The organism is Cupriavidus sp. HPC(L), from assembly GCF_000307735.3.
Lineage (GTDB): Bacteria > Pseudomonadota > Gammaproteobacteria > Burkholderiales > Burkholderiaceae > Cupriavidus.
Window position 1 is genome coordinate 1 of sequence record NZ_AMPR02000446.1, and the last position, 18671, is coordinate 18671.

18 protein-coding genes are annotated in these 18671 nt (G+C 69.1%); 9 read left to right on the top strand and 9 right to left on the bottom strand.

From position 1 onward, the window contains the following. Both B551_RS25825 and B551_RS22285 read right to left on the bottom strand, forming a co-directional pair. Positions 1–155: DUF3348 family protein (locus B551_RS25825; RefSeq protein WP_157072079.1), on the bottom strand; the 155-nt coding region annotated here is incomplete at its 3' end. 91 nt (positions 156–246) lie between these two features. After that, a complete protein-coding gene (locus B551_RS22285) occupies positions 247–1167 on the bottom strand; it encodes a LysR family transcriptional regulator (RefSeq protein WP_157072080.1) in 921 nt (306 codons plus the stop codon). A 74-nt stretch (positions 1168–1241) separates the two neighbouring features. On the opposite strand from B551_RS22285, the gene B551_RS22290 reads away from it, so the two are divergent. Further along, positions 1242–2528 carry an amidase gene (locus tag B551_RS22290; RefSeq protein WP_172682489.1) on the top strand — a complete coding sequence of 429 codons (1287 nt, stop codon included), beginning with the start codon at positions 1242–1244 and terminating at the stop codon, positions 2526–2528. A gap of 14 nt (positions 2529–2542) precedes the next feature. After that, on the top strand, positions 2543–3526 hold the full coding sequence (locus tag B551_RS22295) for a tripartite tricarboxylate transporter substrate binding protein (RefSeq protein WP_023265043.1): 984 nt from the start codon (positions 2543–2545) through the stop codon (positions 3524–3526). A gap of 33 nt (positions 3527–3559) precedes the next feature. Here B551_RS22295 and B551_RS22300 read toward each other — a convergent pair whose 3' ends face one another. Continuing rightward, positions 3560–3814 carry a hypothetical protein gene (locus B551_RS22300; RefSeq protein ID WP_006577351.1) on the bottom strand — a complete coding sequence of 85 codons (255 nt, stop codon included), beginning with the start codon at positions 3812–3814 and terminating at the stop codon, positions 3560–3562. A gap of 283 nt (positions 3815–4097) precedes the next feature. Here B551_RS22300 and B551_RS26305 point away from each other — a divergent pair, with 283 nt between their 5' ends. Next, positions 4098–4832 carry a hypothetical protein gene (locus tag B551_RS26305; RefSeq protein ID WP_157072081.1) on the top strand — a complete coding sequence of 245 codons (735 nt, stop codon included), beginning with the start codon at positions 4098–4100 and terminating at the stop codon, positions 4830–4832. Between the two features lie 10 nt (positions 4833–4842). Here the strand turns inward: B551_RS26305 and B551_RS22310 are convergent, their stop codons facing one another. Then, the gene (locus B551_RS22310; protein ID WP_371259337.1) at positions 4843–5748 is read right to left on the bottom strand and encodes an NADPH-dependent F420 reductase; all 906 of its coding nucleotides are present in this window, start codon (positions 5746–5748) and stop codon (positions 4843–4845) included. Between the two features lie 110 nt (positions 5749–5858). Between B551_RS22310 and B551_RS22315 the strand changes: the two genes are divergently transcribed. Both B551_RS22315 and B551_RS22320 read left to right on the top strand, forming a co-directional pair. Then, positions 5859–7382 (top strand): PLP-dependent aminotransferase family protein, encoded by a 1524-nt coding sequence (locus tag B551_RS22315; protein WP_023265046.1) that lies wholly within the window; start codon positions 5859–5861, stop codon positions 7380–7382. Between the two features lie 162 nt (positions 7383–7544). Further along, positions 7545–8759 (top strand): NAD(P)/FAD-dependent oxidoreductase, encoded by a 1215-nt coding sequence (locus tag B551_RS22320; protein WP_006577677.1) that lies wholly within the window; start codon positions 7545–7547, stop codon positions 8757–8759. Between the two features lie 34 nt (positions 8760–8793). Here B551_RS22320 and B551_RS22325 read toward each other — a convergent pair whose 3' ends face one another. Then, a complete protein-coding gene (locus tag B551_RS22325; protein WP_023265047.1) occupies positions 8794–9147 on the bottom strand; it encodes a hypothetical protein in 354 nt (117 codons plus the stop codon). Positions 9148–9486: 339 nt separating this feature from the next. On the opposite strand from B551_RS22325, the gene B551_RS22330 reads away from it, so the two are divergent. Both B551_RS22330 and B551_RS22335 read left to right on the top strand, forming a co-directional pair. Continuing rightward, positions 9487–10308 (top strand): methyltransferase domain-containing protein, encoded by an 822-nt coding sequence (locus B551_RS22330; protein ID WP_006577676.1) that lies wholly within the window; start codon positions 9487–9489, stop codon positions 10306–10308. Between the two features lie 172 nt (positions 10309–10480). Continuing rightward, positions 10481–11509, top strand: a complete 1029-nt coding sequence (locus B551_RS22335) for a substrate-binding domain-containing protein (protein WP_253281402.1) — start codon at positions 10481–10483, stop codon at positions 11507–11509. Between the two features lie 6 nt (positions 11510–11515). On the opposite strand, the gene B551_RS22340 is transcribed toward B551_RS22335, so the two are convergent. From B551_RS22340 to B551_RS22355, 4 genes are all read right to left on the bottom strand, one after another. Then, positions 11516–12226 carry a TSUP family transporter gene (locus B551_RS22340; protein ID WP_006578529.1) on the bottom strand — a complete coding sequence of 237 codons (711 nt, stop codon included), beginning with the start codon at positions 12224–12226 and terminating at the stop codon, positions 11516–11518. After that, entirely contained in the window at positions 12226–13698 is a 1473-nt protein-coding gene (locus B551_RS22345) for an amidohydrolase family protein (protein ID WP_006578528.1), read from the bottom strand. Before B551_RS22345 ends, B551_RS22340 begins: the two co-directional genes overlap by 1 nt. A gap of 356 nt (positions 13699–14054) precedes the next feature. Next, positions 14055–15386, bottom strand: coding sequence for a uracil-xanthine permease family protein (locus tag B551_RS22350; protein WP_006579457.1), 1332 nt, complete (start codon positions 15384–15386; stop codon positions 14055–14057). A 290-nt stretch (positions 15387–15676) separates the two neighbouring features. After that, positions 15677–16558 (bottom strand): LysR substrate-binding domain-containing protein, encoded by an 882-nt coding sequence (locus tag B551_RS22355; protein ID WP_006579456.1) that lies wholly within the window; start codon positions 16556–16558, stop codon positions 15677–15679. Positions 16559–16800: 242 nt separating this feature from the next. On the opposite strand from B551_RS22355, the gene B551_RS22360 reads away from it, so the two are divergent. Further along, positions 16801–17400 carry a cysteine dioxygenase family protein gene (locus B551_RS22360; RefSeq protein WP_006579455.1) on the top strand — a complete coding sequence of 200 codons (600 nt, stop codon included), beginning with the start codon at positions 16801–16803 and terminating at the stop codon, positions 17398–17400. 183 nt (positions 17401–17583) lie between these two features. Then, positions 17584–18671, top strand: a 1088-nt coding sequence (locus B551_RS22365; protein WP_023265051.1) for a rhodanese-like domain-containing protein, incomplete at its 3' end; no start/stop codon positions are given.

The window sequence follows — 18671 nt, forward strand, 5'->3', positions numbered from 1 at the left end:
GACGAGAAGGCAATCGCATCGGTCCAGCCCAGCCATTGGCTCAGCTGGCCGGACAGCGACGGCGCCGGTTCGGGGGCCTGGGCTTCGGTCAGGTGCGCAAGCAGCCGGATCAGCGTCTGTCCGCCGGGGCCTGCGCTCGGGGGCACTTGCAACATAGCGCCTGAGTGAAAAACCCCGCAGTTTACACTGCCGGGGCCCCGTTCCGGCCGCTGTGCGGGCGAGCGTGCCCCAGCCCTCGTCCCGCGCTCATCCAGGAGCCGGTTTGCGGTCCGCCTGGCGCAGCGCGGCGCGGAAATGATCGACAGCCAAATTGGCGTGCCCGTGCAGGCTCGCGACCACGATGGTGGCCATCGCACGAGACGGGTCCTGCAGGGGCACGAAGGCGAGCGACTCGCTGCGCAGGCGCGCCAGCGAGCGCGGCACGATGGCGGCCCCGACGCCAATCTCGACCAGCGTCAGCACCGTCGGTATCACGCTGTCCTGCACGAAGCGCGGCGACTTGCCCGCGTCGGCGAACATGGCCTGCAGCATGCCGCGGAAGTATGGCGACGCCTGTTGCGAATAGCCGATCAACGGCAACGTCGCCGCCTGGTCGACGCTGACGCGGCGGCGGCCGGCCCAACGATGGTCCCGCCGCAGCGCCAGCATCATCGGTTCGCGAAAGACCTCGAAGCGGTCGAACTCCGGATCCATCGACATCGGCCGCATCACCGCGACATCGATCGTCCGCGCGCGCAGCATCGCCTCCATCGTCACCGAATTCATCTCGCGCAGGTCGAGCGTGACTTCCGGATGCGCGACGCGGTAGCGGTACAACGCGTCCGCCACGGGCGAGTACGCGGCGGTCGGCGCGATGCCCACCACCAGCGAGCCGCCCTCGCCTTCGGCGGCCTGCCGCACCGCGCGCAGCATCACGCGTGTCTGTCCCGCGATGGTGCGGGCGTGCTGGTACATGACCTCGCCGGCCGGCGTCAGCCGCACCGATCGCGTGGTACGGACGAACAGCGGCGCGCCGACCATGGCCTCGAGCCGCTTGATCTGCTGGCTGAACGGCGGCTGGCTCATGAACAGGCGCGCGGCGGCACGGCCGAAGTGCAACTCCTCGGCCGCCGCGCAAAAGCACGCCAGCAATCGGTCGTCGAGAAACATTATGTCGGTACTGGTCATAATGTCGCATTGATTTTGAATTGGACGGTACACAGTAGTGTAACTAGCATGGGGGCATCTTTTGGTGCCCCATCGTGAATCGCTATCCCGTCCCCTCCGTTTCTTCCTTCCCCACCCTGGTCAGGGCCGACGATCTGACGAACTGGGTGCGCCGCGTGGCCGATCAGGATCGAGCCCTGCATGCGTGGGTTCGGCTTGCCGGCGAGGCCGCGCTTCGCGGCGCCGGTTCGCTGTCCGGCCCGCTGCAAGGGATGCCTTTCGGCGTCAAGGACGTGCTCGACGTTGCCGGCATGCCGACGCGGTGCGGCTCGCCCGCCAGTCCGGACGACCCTGCGCCGGCCGACGCCGATTGCGTGGCGCGGTTGCGCGCGGCAGGCGCCGTGCCGATCGGCAAGACCGTGACGGCGGAGTTCGCCCATGTGACACCTGGGCCCACGCGCAATCCCGCCAATGCGGACCACACCCCGGGCGGCTCGTCGAGCGGATCGGCGGCGGCAGTCGCGGCCGGCATGGTCCCTTTCGCGCTCGGTACGCAGACCGGAGGCTCGATGATCCGGCCGGCGGCGTTCTGCGGCGTGGTGGGTTTCAAACCGACTTATTCCGTGCTGTCGCGCCGCGGCATGCGCGTGATGTGCCCCTCGTTGGACGTGATCGGCTGGCATGCCGACACGGTGGACACCGCGGCGCGCGTTGGCGCCGTGCTGCTGCCAGGCGCCGATGTCGATCGCCGCGCCGCATTGCGCATCGGATTCCTGCCCGAGCCGCCCGGATATCGGCTCGAGCCGGCAGCCGCCAGCGTCCTCGACCACGCGCGTCGCGACCTGCTGGAACGAGGCCATGCAATGGCCACCGTTGCACCGCCGGCGTCCTCGGCGCGGCTGCTGGAGGCGCATGGCGTGCTGGTGGCCTATGAAATGGCGCGCAGCCTGGCGGCCATCGCGACCGCCGCCGATGCGCTGCTGAGCCCGGCGCTGCACGACACGATCCGCCGTGGCCTGTCGTTGTCCGATGCCGATCATGCGCAGGCGCGGCGCCTGCAGGAGTCCGCGCGCAACAGCTGGGAACACAGCTTCGGCGACATCGACCTGGTACTGACCAGCAGCGCACTGGGTCCGGCGCCGGCCGGCCTGTCGCATACCGGCAATTCCGGCTTCAACAAGGCTTGGTCGGTGCTGGGCTGGCCCTGCCTGCATTTGCCCGTAACGGTCGACGCCGCCGGACTGCCGATCGGCGTGCTGCTGGTGGCTCGGCCTGGCGCCGACCGGCAACTGCTGGCCTGGGCCGGCCGCCTGCATGCGGCAATCGACCGGCGCCGCGGCGTGTTGCCTGCGAGCCGGACCGCTTACTCTTTCCAACCTTGACGGAGACATCGACCATGAACCTCGCCATCCGCAAATTCGCCGGCCGTGCCGCGCTGCTGGCAGCTGCGGCGCTGACCGCTGCGGCGCCTGTCGCACGGGCCGCCTACCCGGAGCGCCCCATCGCCATCACCGTGCCGACCGCACCGGGCGGCACGGTCGATATCGTCGCCCGCATCATGGCGGAGCAGCTCGGCGGCACGCTGGGTCAGCCCGTCGTGGTCAACAACAAGGCCGGCGCCGGTGGCGTGGTGGGTACGCAAGCCGCCAGGCGGGAAGCGGCGGACGGCTACAACCTGCTGTTCACCGCCAACAGCAATCAGTTGATCGTGCCGTGGGTCTACAAGAAGCCCGGCTTCGATCCGATCAAGGACTTCGTGCCGATCGCGGCGGTCGGGATCGTGCCCAACGTGCTGTGCGTGCATCCGTCGTTTCCCGCCAAGGACCTGAAGGGCTTCCTGGCCGAAGTGAAGGCGAATCCCGACAAGTACCGCTATGCCTCCGCCGGCAGCGGCACGCTGAATCATCTGCTGGGCGAGATGATGAACGAGAAAGGCGGCCTCAAGATGCAGCACATCCCGTACAAGGGTGTCGCCCCGGCGATGACGGATGTGCTGGGCAACCAGGTGCCGATGCTGTTTGCGAGCCTGCCGTCCGCGGTGGAAGCGGTAAAGGCCGGCAAGCTGCGCGCCATCGGCGTCAGCAGCGCGACGCGCGCCCCGCTGCTGCCCGACGTGCCGGCAATCGCCGAACAGATTCCCGGGTTCAGCGGCGACCTGTGGGTTGCCTTCTACGCGCCGCGCGGAACGCCGCAGCCCGTGGTCGACCGGCTGCATGACGCGATCAAGACCGCGCTCGCATCGCCGGCGCTGCAGCAGCGCTTTCAGCAGTTGGGCGTGACCGTGCTGCGCGACGGCCCCGAGCAGCTCGCGGCGCGGCAGCAGAAGGAATTCGCGCAATGGAAGCAGATCGTCGAGCGGTCGGGCGCTGCGGTGGACTGAGCGCGGGGAGCGGGCGTCGGACGTGCAGGCGGGCTACGGCTGTGGCTGCGATTTGAGCTGTTCGTTGGCCAGCTCCAGCACGCGCAGCGCTTCGTCGAAGACACCGGTATCTGCCGGATCTGCGGGCCCTTGCGCTCGTACGCCGTCCCGGTCGGCCGCGACCCCGCGTATCAGCGAGTCGAGCAAGCCGGGCTGCTGCTGTTCCGCGCGCTGCAGCAGCATGTGCAGCAGGTAAACGCAGGCGTCGATGCGGTGCCCTTCGGCGTGTTGGGGAACTTGGGCGCTCATGTCATCCTCCCTGGTCGGTATCACCAGAATGTTGGCCTGGGGAAGGCACTGTCCGGCTCGCGGGCATTCTACCGTGGCCCAGCGGGCCGCCGGAGGCATGGCGGTGTGCGATGGAGGCGCCGTTTCTTCGTTCCTCGGCGCAAATCGGAAGCGCGCTGCGGCAGCGCTCGCGACAATCGCGCGGTTCGCGTCGCGAACATCAACTTGACCGCGGTGGCGGCGGATCAGCAAGCCAGCCGGCACGCCACGGTCTTCCGCCCAACGCCTACCCCCTTCTTCCATCATGTACACCACCTCCACGGGCGCTGCCGCGCCCCAGCAATCCATTTCCGAGCCATTACCGCTTCAGTCCGACGTCGATCTCGCCGCAGCAGGCGAACTGCCCCTACCGCCCCTACTGGCCCTTGGTGCCGACGACGCGCGGGTCGCGCTCGAATCGCGCGATGACAGTCCTGTACTGAGCACGGTATTCGAGGCGCTCGAGCACAGTGGGCAGCCGCATCCTGGCGCTCATCTCCGCGAACTGCTCGGCGCGCTGCTACAGAACCGCGGTGCCCGCCTGAGCAATTGCCTGGTGCGCGATGTCGAGCAGTCCGCCGGGCTGGCCAATCAGGGGCGCGGCGCCGCGCCGTGGGAAACGCCGAGGGCGTATCTGGCCAGGCTCCTCGCCGATGCAGGGAGTCCGCAGGCGGCCGCGGCGCTGACCGGCACGATGGCCGCGTGCTCGCAGCTGCAGGAGCAAGCCGCGCGCCTCGCGCTGCGTCCGGGCGCTTCCCCTTCGTCGATCTCCGCCATCGAATCCGGGCTGCCCGCCATGCCGGCGGATCTGCAGGCTGCATGGCTGGCCGAATGGCTGGCGTGGCCGCAGCCGCCCGCCGGTGTCCAGGACAAGGCAATGGCGCTGATCCACAGCGGTCAATTGAGCGATGCGGCGCGGACCAACCTGCTGGCCAAGGTTACCGTGCGCAATCTGATGAGTCCGCCGGCGTGTTCGCTGGCACCCCTGCATCCGCTTTGATCGCCGGCCGCTAGCGCCCTGGCGGCTGCGCCGGCACTGCCGCCCTCGCCTTCTGCCGCAGCTCCTCGGCGCCGCCGACCTGGCGGAACAGCGGTCCGCCGGGCGCGAAGCTGTCGGCAATCTTCAGCGGACCGATGACCACCGGCTCGAAGCCGGCGGCGCGCACCAGTTCCGAAGCGGTGTCGAGCGCGGCCCGATCGTCGCCGGCGATCGGGATCGCGATCCGTGGTTCCTGGTGGTGCCGGGTCGCGAAATCGCTGGCGCTGGTGAAATTGAAGGCGCGCACGATGCGCGCGCCGGACAGGTACTTCGCCGTAGTGAGGCCGATCCCGTTGGCCAGGGCGTCCTCGCCGGCGGCGCCATCGCGATGGCGATAGGCGTTGGTGGCGTCGAGCACCACCTTGCCGGCCATTCCGCGGCCATGCTCTTTCCCGATCTCAGGCAGCGCACCGTAGGGCACGGCGATGAACAGCACGTCGCCGAAAGCGACCGCCTCGGCCACGGTGCCGGCCCGGGCAAGCGGTCCAAGCCCGTCGACCAGCGGCTTCAGCTGTTCCGGATGCCGCGACGAGAACAGGACCGGATAGCCGGCCTTGACCCACAGCGCCCCGACCGTGCCGCCGATGCGGCCACTGCCGATCACGCCGATCTGCATCGGCTTGCTGCCCGAGGGCCTGGGCACCGACTGCTGTGGCGATGGCGATGGCGATGGCGATGGCGATGGCGATGGCGATGGCGATGGCGATGGCGATGGCGATTGGGCCGACGCCAGTCCGGGCCATGCGGCAGGCACCAGCATCGCGCCACCGGCGATGGCCAGCAGCCGTCGCCGGCGCGGATTGGGCCGCTGCCGCGGCGGCAATGGACGCGAAGGCAGCAACAGGCGCGAGGGCCGGCGCAATAACGGGCGATCCATGGCGATGTCCTCCGAACGGCGAACGGCAAGCGGCGGCAGGCGGCGCCGCGCGAACGCTGCGCTGGCCGCGGCCAATGTCGCCACTCTAGGCCAAAATACGGCCGCGCTCCATGTCGCACTACAATGGCCGCGGCGTGGAATGCCTGTCCCAGGCCACCGCATCCCGCCGCCTGATTTCGCACAGCGGCCCCTGCACCGCCGATCGTTTTCCCCGCATGGATCCCAGCCTCGACGTCAGCCTCGACCGATCGTCATCGGAACCCCTGAGCGCGCAGATCGCCAGCAATCTGCGTGTAGCAATCCACGAGGGGCGGCTGGCGCCCGGTGCGCGGCTGCCATCGTGGCGCGACCTCGCAGCCCGGCTTGGTGTGGGCCGCGGCACCGTGCGTAGCGCCTATGATCGGCTGCTCGACGAGCGGTTGATCGTCACGGCGGGAGCAGCCGGTACCCGCGTGGCCGCACAGCCGGAGCGACCCGAACCCGCCGCCGAGCCGATTCCGGCGTTCAACGCACCGCTGAGCGGCGTTCTCCACGACTTCTCCGCGCCGCCGCTGCCGTTCGAAATGGGCGTGCCGGCGCAGGACGCGTTTCCCGCCAAACTGTGGTCCCGGCTGCGGGCACGGGCGCTGCGCACCGGCGCGATGTCCCCGGTTACTTATCCCGATCCGCGTGGCGCGGCGATGCTGCGGGCGCAACTGGCCGGCTATCTGGCGATCGCGCGCGGCATCCATTGCGCGCCGGATCAGATCGTGCTGACGGCCGGCTATCGCGGCGGACTGGGCCTGACGCTGGCGGTACTGCAACTGGCCGGCCGCGCCGCATGGATGGAAGAGCCGGGCTATATGGTCACGCGGACCGGCCTGCAACTGGCGGGGCTGCGCCCGGTGCCGATACCGGTGGACGCGCACGGACTCGACGTCGAACGCGGCCTTGCGCTGGCCCCGGAGGCGGTGCTCGCCGTGGTCACGCCCGGGCAGCAGGCGCCGATGGGCGTGGCGATGTCGCCGGCACGGCGTCAGGCGCTGCTGCGCTGGGCCGCCCGCACGCGGGCGTGGATCGTCGAGGACGACTATCTGAGCGAACTGCAGCTACAGGGCCGCGCCGCACCGGCGTTGGCGGCCGCCGATCGGCACGGCCGTGTGATCCATATCGGCACGTTCAGCAAGACGATGAGCCCTGCGTTGGGACTGGGCTTCGTGGTGGCGCCACTGCCGCTGGCCGAACGCTTCGCCGAGGTGGCCGGCTGCCTGGCTCCCGCGCCGAACCTGGCGACACAACTCGCGTTTGCCGAGTTCATGGCCCAGGGCCACTATCTGCGCCATCTGCGGCATATGAAGGCACTGTATGCGCAGCGGCGCGACGCGCTGCGCGCGCGCCTGGGGCCGCAGGCGGACGTCGATGCGATGGCCGGGCTGGCGGTTCACCTTCGGCTGCCACGCGGCAGCGACGATCGCGCGATCGCGGCCGAAGCGGTGCGCCGCGGCATCGCACCCTCCGCGGTATCGCGCTGGTATGCCGATCCGCAGCAGGACCCGCGGCAGCGTGGCTTGCTGCTCGGCGTCACCAATCTGAACGACGCGCGGCTGGGACCGGCTTGCGACACGTTGATGGCATTGCTGGCGCAGATGCGCTGACCCTTGCCGGGGCGCTATCGTGTGCCGAGCCGCGATGGAGCCTGCATTCGATGGTGCCTGCATTTGCTCGGATCTTGGTACTGTTCCGGCCCACCCCGCCACCCCTACCATCCCCACGTATCGATCCAGGCGGATCTCCGCCGTTTTCAATCGTGGGGTGTCATGAGCAAGCAAGTCGTTATCGTCGGGGCCGGTTTTGCCGGCATGTATGCGGCGCTGGCCGCCGCCAGACTGCGCGATCGCCACGGCGTGGCGCCGGACGCGATCGAGATCGTCGTGGTGGCACCCGAAGCAGCCATCACGCTGCGGCCGCGTCTCTATGAACGCGCGCCGGCCACCATGGCGGCGCCGCTCGATGCGCTGTTCGACACCGTCGGCGTACGCTTCGTCGCGGGCTGGGTCGAAGCCGTCGACGCCGCGGCCGGCCGCATCGTGCTGCGCGACGGCGAGGGCCGGCACAGCGAGATCGGCTACGACCGGATGGTGCTTGCCGCGGGCAGCCGTTTGGCGATGCCGGCGCTGCCGGGCCTGGACCGCTTCGCGTTCAGCGTCGATCAGCGCGAAGACGCGATCGCGCTCGATCGGCATCTGCATGCGCTGGCCGAGCGGCCGTGGTCGGTCGCGCGCAATACGGTCGTGGTGGCCGGCGGCGGTTTCACCGGCATCGAGACCGCCGCCGAAATGCCGGCGCGCCTGCGCGTCGCGCTCGGCGAAGACCGCGACGTGCAGGCGATCGTGGTCGAGCAGGCGGACGCGATCGGCCCCGATCTGGGGCCGGGGCCGCGGCCTGTCATCGAACAGGCACTGGACTCACTCGGTGTGCAACGGCGCCTGGGCGTCGCGGTGACGGCGGTCGATGCGCAGGGCATCACGCTCAGCGATGGCAAGCGCATCGATGCCGCCACCGTCATCTGGACCGGCGGTGTCCGCGCAACGCCCTTGACGCAGCAGATCCCGGGCGAACGCGATCGCGCCGGACGGCTGCTGGTCGACGGCGATCTGCGGGTGCCTGGCGCGCCAAGCGTGTTCGCGGCCGGCGATGCGGCCAGCGCGCAGACCGACGAGGCGGGCCACCGCACGCTGATGTCCTGCCAGCATGCGATGCCGCTGGGGCGCGTCGCCGGCAACAACGCGATGGCCGATCTGCTCGGCGTGCCGGCGACGCCGTATGCGCAGCCGCGCTATGTCACGTGCCTGGACCTCGGCCCGTGGGGCGCGGTGCTGACCGAGGGCTGGCAGCGCGAGGTCCGGCTGGCCGGTGCGGCAGCGAAGGCGCTGAAGCGGCAGATCAACCAGCAGTGGATCTATCCGCCGCTGGCGCATCGCGGCACGGCCTTTGCCGTGGCCGAGCCCGGATATCACCCGACGGCCGCTTGATGACCAGTGCGGCTTCGTCGTGGCGGCCGGTGGATCATCGGATTGGCCGCTCCGCCAGGTTCAGCAGGCATCCCGCGACGCAGCCCATCAGCACATTGCCCAGCCCGAACACCGCGGCGGCGGCGGCCCAGTCATGGGTGGCGGCGAAGGTGGCACCGCTCGCCCCTGCTACCAGGCTGAACGCGACACCGGCAACCGCCCCGGCTGCCACCTTCGGGTAATCGGACCAGAAGCGGCTACAGAGGCCTTGCTGGCGGGCATCGGCGTCGACCCGAATGCGGGATTCTTGCAGCAGCCCGTAACCATCCTCCCAGGTGCGATTGACATCGAGCGCCGCCATGTCGATTGCGAGATGGGTCGGAAGCAACGGGGTACGGTTTGTTTGCATGATCGGACTCCTGTCATCTGGTGATTCGGAAATGGTGGGAGGCGCGGGGCGCCGATCGCCGACCGACTACACGGAACGGCGATGCGCGGATCGTAGGTGTCTCAGTGATACCGGCGAAGTGGTCCGTCCTGCATGCCGCCCAATTACGTACAAGGCAAACGCAAAAGCACAAGTACGCGGTTCCTTCGCGCCGGCGTTGGGCAGCCGAACGGTTAGCGTCCGCAACGCGTCGGGCCGCAGCGAACTCGCGTCGCCGTGCGGGCCACCGCCGTCTACGATGAACTGGCAGGCCAAACAAGCGGCGAGCGCCCTGCTCCGCAGCCTGCCAGGAGACTCACCATGACCACACCGAACACCGACAAGCTGTTCACGGGCCCGATTCCCGAGCTGTACGAGCAATACCTGGTGCCGATGATCTTTCAGCCCTATGCCGACGACATCGCTGGCCGTGTCGGCGCTCGGCGCCCTGCCCGCGTGCTCGAGATCGCCGCCGGCACCGGGGCTGTCACGCGCGCGATGGCGAAGGTGCTGCCCGACGAAGCGCAGCTCGTCGTCACCGACCTGAATGCGCCGATGCTGGCGCGTGCGGAGGCGATCGGCCTCAGCGGCCGCGTGGCCGAATGGCGCCAGGCCGATGCGATGCAATTGCCGTTCGACGACGGCAGCTTCGATCTGGTGGTGTGCCAGTTCGGCGTGATGTTCTTCCCGGACAAGGCAAGGGCCTTCGCCGAGGCGCGCCGGGTACTGCAGCCCGGCGGCACCTTGCTGTTCAACGTCTGGGATCGCATCGAGGAGAACGAGTTTGCTCACGCGGTGTCGCGCGCGCTGGCCGAATGCTTTCCGGACTCCCCGCCCGACTTCATGGCCCGCACCCCGCATGGTTACCACCAGCGGGACAGGATCGAAGGCGACCTGCGCGCCGGCGGTTTCGCCACGGCGCCCGATTTCGACACGGTAGCCAGGCGCAGCCATGCGGATTCGGCGCGCGTGCCGGCGGTCGGCTTCTGCCAGGCCACGCCGATGCGCGCCGAGCTCGAGGCGCGCGGCGGCGATGCGATGCAGCGCGCCACCGACTATTGCGAGGCCGCGCTGCGCAGCCAGTTCGGCGAGGGACCGATCGAGGGCCGGATATCGGCGCATGTGGTTGCGGTGACCGCCTGACGATGTGCGTGGCATGACGGAGCGGCGCGATCGCTGGTGTATGCTTGCCACGGCGCCTGTCGTGCCGCGCTCGCGCATCACCCTGCTCCATCACCTGCTCCGTTACCCACACCGCATGAAAGACCCGAGGCCGAGCGCATCCGTCCCGCCCCGACGCATCACCATCCACGACGTGGCCCGGGAGGCCGGCGTCTCGCTGACGACGGTATCGCATGCGCTGAACGATCGCGGCGTCGTCGATCCGGCCACGCGGGCGCGGGTCAAGCAGATTGCTCAGCAGCTCGGTTATCGGCCCAGTGTCCGTGCGCAGCGGCTGCGTTCGGGACGCGCCAACAGCATCGCGCTGGTGTCGTCGATGCCGTTCGCCGTGGCGGGCGGCACCTCGCGGCTGGGCTTCATGATGGAAGTGGCGGCAATCGCCGCCGAAGCGGCGCTGGGCCGCGGCATCGGCGTGGTGCTGGTGCCGCCGCTGGAGGGTGCGGGCGGCCTGCTGGACAGCCTGGACATCGATGGCGCCATCGTGATCGAGCCGGTCGCCAACGACGCGCATATCGCGCTGCTGCGCCAGCGCGGCGTCAGCATCGTGTCGATCGGCCGGGAGCCCGGCACCGACGATCCGGTGCCCTTCGTCGATCTGCAATCGGAATACACCGCGCGGCTGCTGCTCGAGCATCTGCACGCGCAGGGCCGGCGCCGCATCGGCCTGCTGATCGGCGCCACGCCGCGCCAATCCTATGTCGAGACCGAGCGCGCCTATCGCGCCTTCGTCGCCGAGGCCGGCCTGCCCTGCCATATTGTCACCGCACAGGAGAGCGAAGGCGAAGCGGGCGGCGCGGCCGCTTGCGCGGCGCTGCTGCGCGAGCAGCCGGACATCGATGCGCTGTGCGCGCCGGTCGATGCGTTCGCGGTCGGCGCGATCGCGCATGCGCAAGCGCTCGGCAGGCGCGTGCCCCAGGACCTGATGGTGGTGACCCGCTACGACGGCATTCGCGCGCGCAGCCATCAGCCGCCGATCACGGCGGTCAATCTGCATCTGGAACGGGTCGCGTCGCAGGCCGTCGAACTGCTGTTCGAACATGTCTCAGGCCGGCACGAACGCGCGTCCGTCGCGGCGCCGCTGCCCGAGCTGGTGCCGCGCGAGTCGTCGGCTGCGTCGGCGACATCCAGTCCCCCCGCGACGTCGGCGACATCGGCGGCCTAGGCGGCGTCAGCCGCGCACCAGCACCACCAGTCCCGAAACCAGCGCGAACACCAGCACGCCGATACGCAGCATGCGCTGGTTGATGCGCCGGTGCACCAGATGGCTGGCCAGCATGCCGGCGCCGAGCACAGGCAGCATGCCGAGCGCGTAGTGCCACTGCGGCGCGCCGAGGCGCTCGCTTACCGCCAGTACGATCAGCGAGATGACCTCGCCCACCAGGAAGCACAGCGCAACGGTGGCGCGCAGCGTGGCCACCGGCGCGTGCTGGTAGGCCAGCGCGAGCGGCGGCCCGCCGACGCCGGTGGCGGTCTCTGTCACGCCGGTGATCAGGCCGGTCGAGGCGAACGTCATCCTGCCCGGCGTGAAAGCCGGTGCGATCAGCGACACCAGCGCGGCCAGGATGGTGCTGCCGCCGACCAGCGCATTGAGCCAGGCCATCGGCACCGCCACCAGCACCCACAGGCCACCGAAGGTACCGGCGAGCCGCCCGGCGCTGATCCAGCCGGCGCCGCGCAGGTCGATCGCATGCCGCTCGCGCCAGGCCACATAGGCGTTCAGCGGCAGCATCGCGATCAGCAGCGAACCGGGCAACATCGCGGGCGCGGCCAGCGCCAGCACCGGCACCACGATCAGCGCAAAGCCCATGCCGGTGGTGCCCTGGATCAGCGCGCCGGCGAACACGGCCAGCCAGACGCTCAGCATCGTCGTATCGAGCATCATGCCTGCGCCCCGCCCTTTGCGGTCCGCAGCGAAGCCGCGCAGGCGGCGCGATGGACGTCCGCCGGATCGTGCAGCTTGGTGATCGGCGCGTTGGCGATGGTCTGCTCGGCCATCTGGCGGATCTCCGCCATCAGCGCACGCGCGTCCCAGTCCAGCGGCCAGCCGTCCCACAGGCGCAGCCGCCCGTCGACGAAGACGCCGCGGATCTGGTCGCGATTGGCCAGCCGCACCAGTTCCCAGCTCAGGTCCCACGACGGCGTCAGCTCCGGCACATCGCAGTCGACCAGCAGGAAGTCCGCCTGCTTGCCGGCCGCGATCTCGCCGGTGACCTTGCCCAGGCCCGCCGCATCGGCGCCATCGTGCGTCGCCATGTCGAGCCAGCGCCAGCCCGCGCCGCAGGACGAATCGCCGACGCCGATGCCGAAGGCAAAGCGCTGCGCGGCCTCCGCATAGTCGAGCAGTCGGAAGCCGTCGCTGCGGGTGCCGTCGGTGCCCAGGCCCAGGCGTACGCCGAAGGTCGCCATGGTTTCCGCAGGGGCCACCGCATTGCCCTTCCAGGCGCTGGCGACGGGGTTGTAGGCGACCGCCGCGCCCCGCTCGGCCAGCAGGCGGATTTCGTGCGGGGTCACCAGCGTCGCGTGCGCCAGCAGCGCGGCGGGGCCCAGTGCGCCGACCGCTTCCAGATGTTCGATCGGCCGCTGGCGGCGCGCATTGAGCGAGCGCTCCACGGCGACCAGGTGTTCGTTGGCGTGCGTCTGGAAGACGCGGCCCGCTTCCTCGCACAGCCGATAGACGTCATGCAGCATCGCATCGCTGGCCACCTCGGGAATCGAGATCGCCAGCGACGGCACCACCAGCGGGTGATCGTCGTACATCGCCAGATGGCGCTCGGCCCGGCGCAGGATCGGCGCGGCGTCAAGAGTCTGCCCGCCGGGGCGATCGTTGCAGATCAGGCCCAGCACGCAGCGCAAGCCGGCCTCGCCGACGGCCTGCGCGATCGCCTCCAGCCCGGCATCGGCACGGGTACCGGCATCGCACACCGTGGTGAAGCCGCCGCGCAGCGCCTCGAGTGCGGCGAGCTTCGACGACAGGTACAGATGCGTCTCGGTCAGGCTGCCCTCCAGCGGTACCCACACGCGCCGGAAGATCTCCGACGGCTCGCCGAACACCAGTGACTTGCCGAACGATTGCGTCAGATGATGATGGGTGTCGATCATCCCGGGCATCAGCAGCATGCGCGGCAGCGCCAGCGTCGGCAGATGCGGGAACTGCGCGGCGATCTGCGCGGCCGGGCCGACCGCGGCGAAGCGGCCATGCTGCACCACGATCGCGTGGTCACGCACGATGCCGTCGCGCAGCAGGGTCCATTCGGGGAGCAGGATCTGCGGGCGGTCGAAAGACGCGGGACGCAGTGCGGCGTGCTCGGGATTGGAATTGGGATCGGGCAAAGCGGAAGGAAAAAGCGACATACGTTCTACGGGTTGCGGCGCATGCATGCAGCGGCATGCGCCTGGGTGAATCGCTCCCTCTCCCGCTTGCGGGAGAGGGCCGGGGAGAGGGAAGCCGGCGGTGGTTCAAACCGCCGCGTCAGCCATGACGAACGCCCTTTCCCTCTCCCCCGCCGCTCTCCCGCAAGCGGGAGAGGGGAGAAAACCGACGCGACGATCAAACGCGAACTCAATACGCGACCGGCACCTTGTCCATGCCGCGAGGTTGGGTGCATTGCTCCCCCTCCCGCTTGCGGGAGAGGAGAGAAAAACTGGTGAGCCCTTCTGTCCCGCAAGCGGCAGAGCGGATAAAACCGACGCGACGATCAAGCGCGAACTCAATGCGCGACCGGCACCTTGCCCACACCGCGCCGCAGCCCGGTATGGAAGAACAGGAAGTTCATCAGCGCCGCGGTAATCGCGCCCATCGCCACGCCGTTGCCGACCAGGATGCGGATGTTGGCCGGCACGCTGGCATAGATGCCCGGCACCAGGATCGGCAGCAGCCCGACCGCGAGCGCCACCGCGACGATGTACATGTTCGCGTGGTCGCGCAGGTCCACCTTGCGCAGCATGTCGATGCCCATGGTGCCGACGATGCAGAACACGATCAGCCCGGTGCCGCCGACCACGGCCTCGGGAATCGCGGCGATCAGCGACGACACCGGCGCCAGCAGGCCGAACACCACCAGGATGCCGCCCGAGACCGCGGTGACGAAGCGCGAGCGCACGCCAGTCGCCCGCACGATGCCGATGTTCTCGCCGCTGGTGATGATCAGCGAGGTCCCGAACAGCCCGCCCAGCAGCGAGGTCAAGGCGTCGCCGCGAATCGTGCGGGGCACGTCGCGCTGCTCGTCGATCGGCTTGCCGACCGCATCGCCGATCGCAATGGTCTGGCCGGTGGCCTCGACCATCGACACGATCGAGAACACCATCAGCGGAATCGCCGCGATCAGGTCGAATTTCGGCATGCCGAATGGCAAGGCCGACGGCAGCGCCAGCACGGGCCACAGCGACAGGTGCTCGCCATGGAAGGCGCCGATTCCCACCGCCACCAGCGCCCCGCCGAGCAGCCCCAGCAGGATCGCCAGCTGCCCCAGCATGCCGGTCAGCACGCGCGAGAACAGCACGGTGAAGGCGATCGTCGCGAATGCCAGCAGCAGGTTGACCGGCGCGCCGAAGCCGGGCGTGCCCGGCTGGCCGGCGATCAGCTTGCCCGATACCTGCGCCAGGTTGATCGCCACCAGCAGCAGCATGGTGCCGACCACCGCCGCCGGGAAATAGCGCAGGCAACGGCGAAACACCGGCAGCACGAGGAAATAGAACACGCCGGTCAGGATCACCGCGCCGGCGGCGGTCTGCACATCGGTCTGCTGCGCGATCAGGATGAACAGCACGATCGGCGCCCCGCCCGGCAGCATGATGAAGGGCAGCCGCGCGCCGATGCCCTTGGGGCCGAACGACTGCAGCAAGGTGCCGAGGCCGCAGATCACGAAGGTCGCGCTGAGCAGCTGCATCGCCAGCGCGGGCGGGAAATTGAGCGCCTTGCTCATCAGGAATACCGAGGCGATCGGCGAGGCGGCCATCACCAGCACATGCTGCATGCCGAAGGCGAACAGCCGCCGCCATGGCAATACCTCGTCGACAGCCGCGATTGCGGGTTGGGACATGGGGGTCTCCTCCTTGGATGACAGCGGCGTCTATTGGTGAATGCGTCGGTGGCGCGATCGGTGGCCGCGCCCGTGCGTCTGGGCGTCTATGCGCCCGTCTGTGCGTATTTCGCCGCTGAATGTTAGAAAACTGCTGAACCAAAACGTTTTGGTTAGTCTATGCGAAGGCCGGCAGCCATGCAAGCGGCCGGCCGAAACCAGCGGTATCGGCTGTGTTGCCCGCTGCTGCGGGCCACCAAGGCCCGGCGCAAGCGTGAGCTGGATGGGTGCGAAGGAAACGCGTGAAGGAATCAGGCCGGCAAGGATCCAGCCGCGGTTGCGTTCAGCCCCAGCGTGGACTTGAGCATCTCGTAGACCTGCCGCGTGGCCGGATTGATCACGTCGGGACGCATCCACAGGTAATACGCGACATCGGGCAGGCGCGGCATGCCGTCGTTCTCACCCAGCACGCGCATGTCCGGTCCGAGCAGCTCGATGCTGCGCGCGGTCACGCCCAGTCCGGCGCGGATCGCGGCCTTGATGCCGATCAGGTTCGGCGCCAGATAGCCCGGCCGCCACGGCACCTGCGCCAATTCCAGCGCCTCCAGCGCGAGGCGGCGGAACAGGCTCGGTTCGTCGGCCAGGATCAGCGGCACCGGTCGCGAGATGTCATGGACGTAGTCGGCCGCGCAGATCCACACCGTCGGCGAAGTCCGCAGCACCACGCCCTCCAGCGTCGGATCGCTGCGCGTCGACAGCGTCAGGTCGATCTCGCCCCGGCGCAGCGACTCCATCAGGAAGGGGCTTCGCCCGACGTGGATTTCCAGCTGCAGCTTCGGCGAGCTGCGCGCGATATGCGCGAGCAGCGGCGGCAGCATTGTGTCGGCGATATCGTGCGGCGCGCCGATGCGCAGCGCCCCTTCCAGATTGCCTTCGCGCAGCGCGCGCAGCGCCTCGTCATGGATCGCCAGCATGTGCTTCGCGTATTCGAGCAGCTTCTGGCCATGCGGCGACAGCCGCTTGCTGCGGCCCTGCTTGTCGAACAGCGGCAGCCCGACCTGCTCCTCCAGCCGCTGCATCTGCTGGGTTACCGCGGACTGGGTCTTGTGGGTCGCGTCGGCGGCGGCCGCAAAGGTGGTGTGCTCGGCGATGGCGACCAGCGTCCGCAGCAGTTCGAGATCGAGATGGCGCATGGGAATAGAAAGGTGTGGTCGGCAATGTGCCGACGACCATCGCGTCATTCCCGCGAAGGCGGGAATCCAGCGTCTTTCAAAGCCACTGGGTCCCGCCTTCGCGGGGACGACGGCCAAGTATATATAAGACTTACTTATATGTTTGCGCAATATTCTAAGTTGTTCGCCCCCATCGCGTTCAGTACAGTGTGGCTCCAGACCCGTATCCATCCGCATCTATCCGCATAATTCAGGAGTTTTCGATGAGCCTCGCTCCCGCCCGCGCCGAAGCCCGCACCGCAGCCGTCCAGGGCGCCATTCAAAGCATTAAGGATATTGTTGAAAACAAGGCGCTGACGCGCGAGGCGCTGGACCGGGTGCTGGCCGTGGTCAAGGACCTGGCGGCCCATCGCGAATGGTGGAGCGAAGCCGATTTCGCGCCGCCCGAGGCCGGCGAGCGCCAGGCCCGCTATCTGATCAGCGAAGACCCTGACCAGCGCTATGCGCTCTATCTGAACGTGATGCGCCCGGGCAAGCGGATTCCGCCGCATAACCACACCACCTGGGCCTGCATCGCCGCAGTCGAGGGCGAAGAGCAGAACTACGTCTATCGCCGACTCGACGACGGTTCGCAGCCTGGCATCGGCCATCTCGAGCAGAGCGATACCGTGCGCGTCGGCCCCGGCGAAGGCATCGCGCTGATGCCCGACGACATTCACTCGGTCGAGATCCAGGGCGACCAGGTCATCCGCCATCTGCACATGTATGGCCGCGCGCTGGAAACGCTGAAAGAACGCATCGCGTTCGACCTCGAGACCGGCCGCTACCAGGTGATGTCGGTCGGCGTGCAGACGCGCCGCTGATTTCCGCGCGGCCCGTCGATCCGCGCCAGCGCATCGCGCGACGACCGCCACCGCCGACCGATTCCCCTCCCCTTGCCACCTATGGCTGTCCTCGGCCAGGGGAGCGTTTTGCCTGAATTCCGCCGGCCACCAGTGTCGCAACCGCTGGCCCATGAACCTGCAATGCCCCGCAATGACCCCGCAATGACCCAATACGTAGACGCCCCGACCCTAAAGTCCTGGCTGCATGACGGCGCCGAGATCGCGCTGCTCGATGTGCGCGAACACGGCCAGTACGGCGAATCGCACCTGTTCCTCGCGGTGCCGCTGCCGTACAGCCGCCTCGAGCTCGAGATCGGCCGCCTGGTGCCGCGCCGCGATGTCCGCGTGGTGGTCTACGACCATGACGAGAGCGTCGCCCTGCCGGCCGCCGCCGCGCTGCTCGCCGCGGGCTACACCGACGTGCACGTGCTGCGCGGCGGCACCGCGGCCTGGGCCGCGGCAGGCTATGCGCTGTTCGCCGGCGTCAACGTGCCATCGAAGACGTTCGGCGAACTGGTCGAGCACAAGCTGCATACGCCGCGCATCGGCGCCGAACAGCTGCATGCGATGCAGGCGCGCGGCGACAAGCTGGTCGTGCTCGACGGCCGGCCGCTGTCCGAATACCGCAAGATGAATATTCCCGGCGCGATCTGCTGCCCCAACGGCGAGCTGGCCTACCGGCTGCGCGACCTGGTGCCGGACGACGACACGCCGATCGTGATCAATTGCGCGGGACGCACGCGCAGCATCATCGGCGCGCAGACGCTGATCAATCTGGGCGTGCCCAATCCGGTCTACGCGCTGGAGAACGGCACGCAGGGCTGGTATCTGGCCGACTACCAGCTCGAGCACGGCAACGATCGCCACTATCCCGAGAAGACCGCCAGTGACGTGGAACCGATGCGCGCCGCGGCGGCACGGCTCGCCGAACGTCACGGCGCCGAGACGGTCGGCGCCGCGACGGTACAGGGCTGGGCCCGCGACACCGCCCGCACGCTGTTCCTGTGCGACGTCCGCACCCCGGAAGAATTCGCGCGCGGCACGCTGCCCGGCGCGCAGCATACGCCGGGCGGCCAGTTGATCCAGGCCACCGATCAGTACGTCGGCGTGCGCGGCGCCCGGCTGGTGCTGTTCGACGACGACGGCGTGCGCGCGCCGGTGGTCGCGAGCTGGCTGCGGCAGCTGGGCCACGACGCCCATGTGCTGGCGGACGGCTTGCGCAGCGGCCTGGCGCTGCCGCCCGCTCCCGC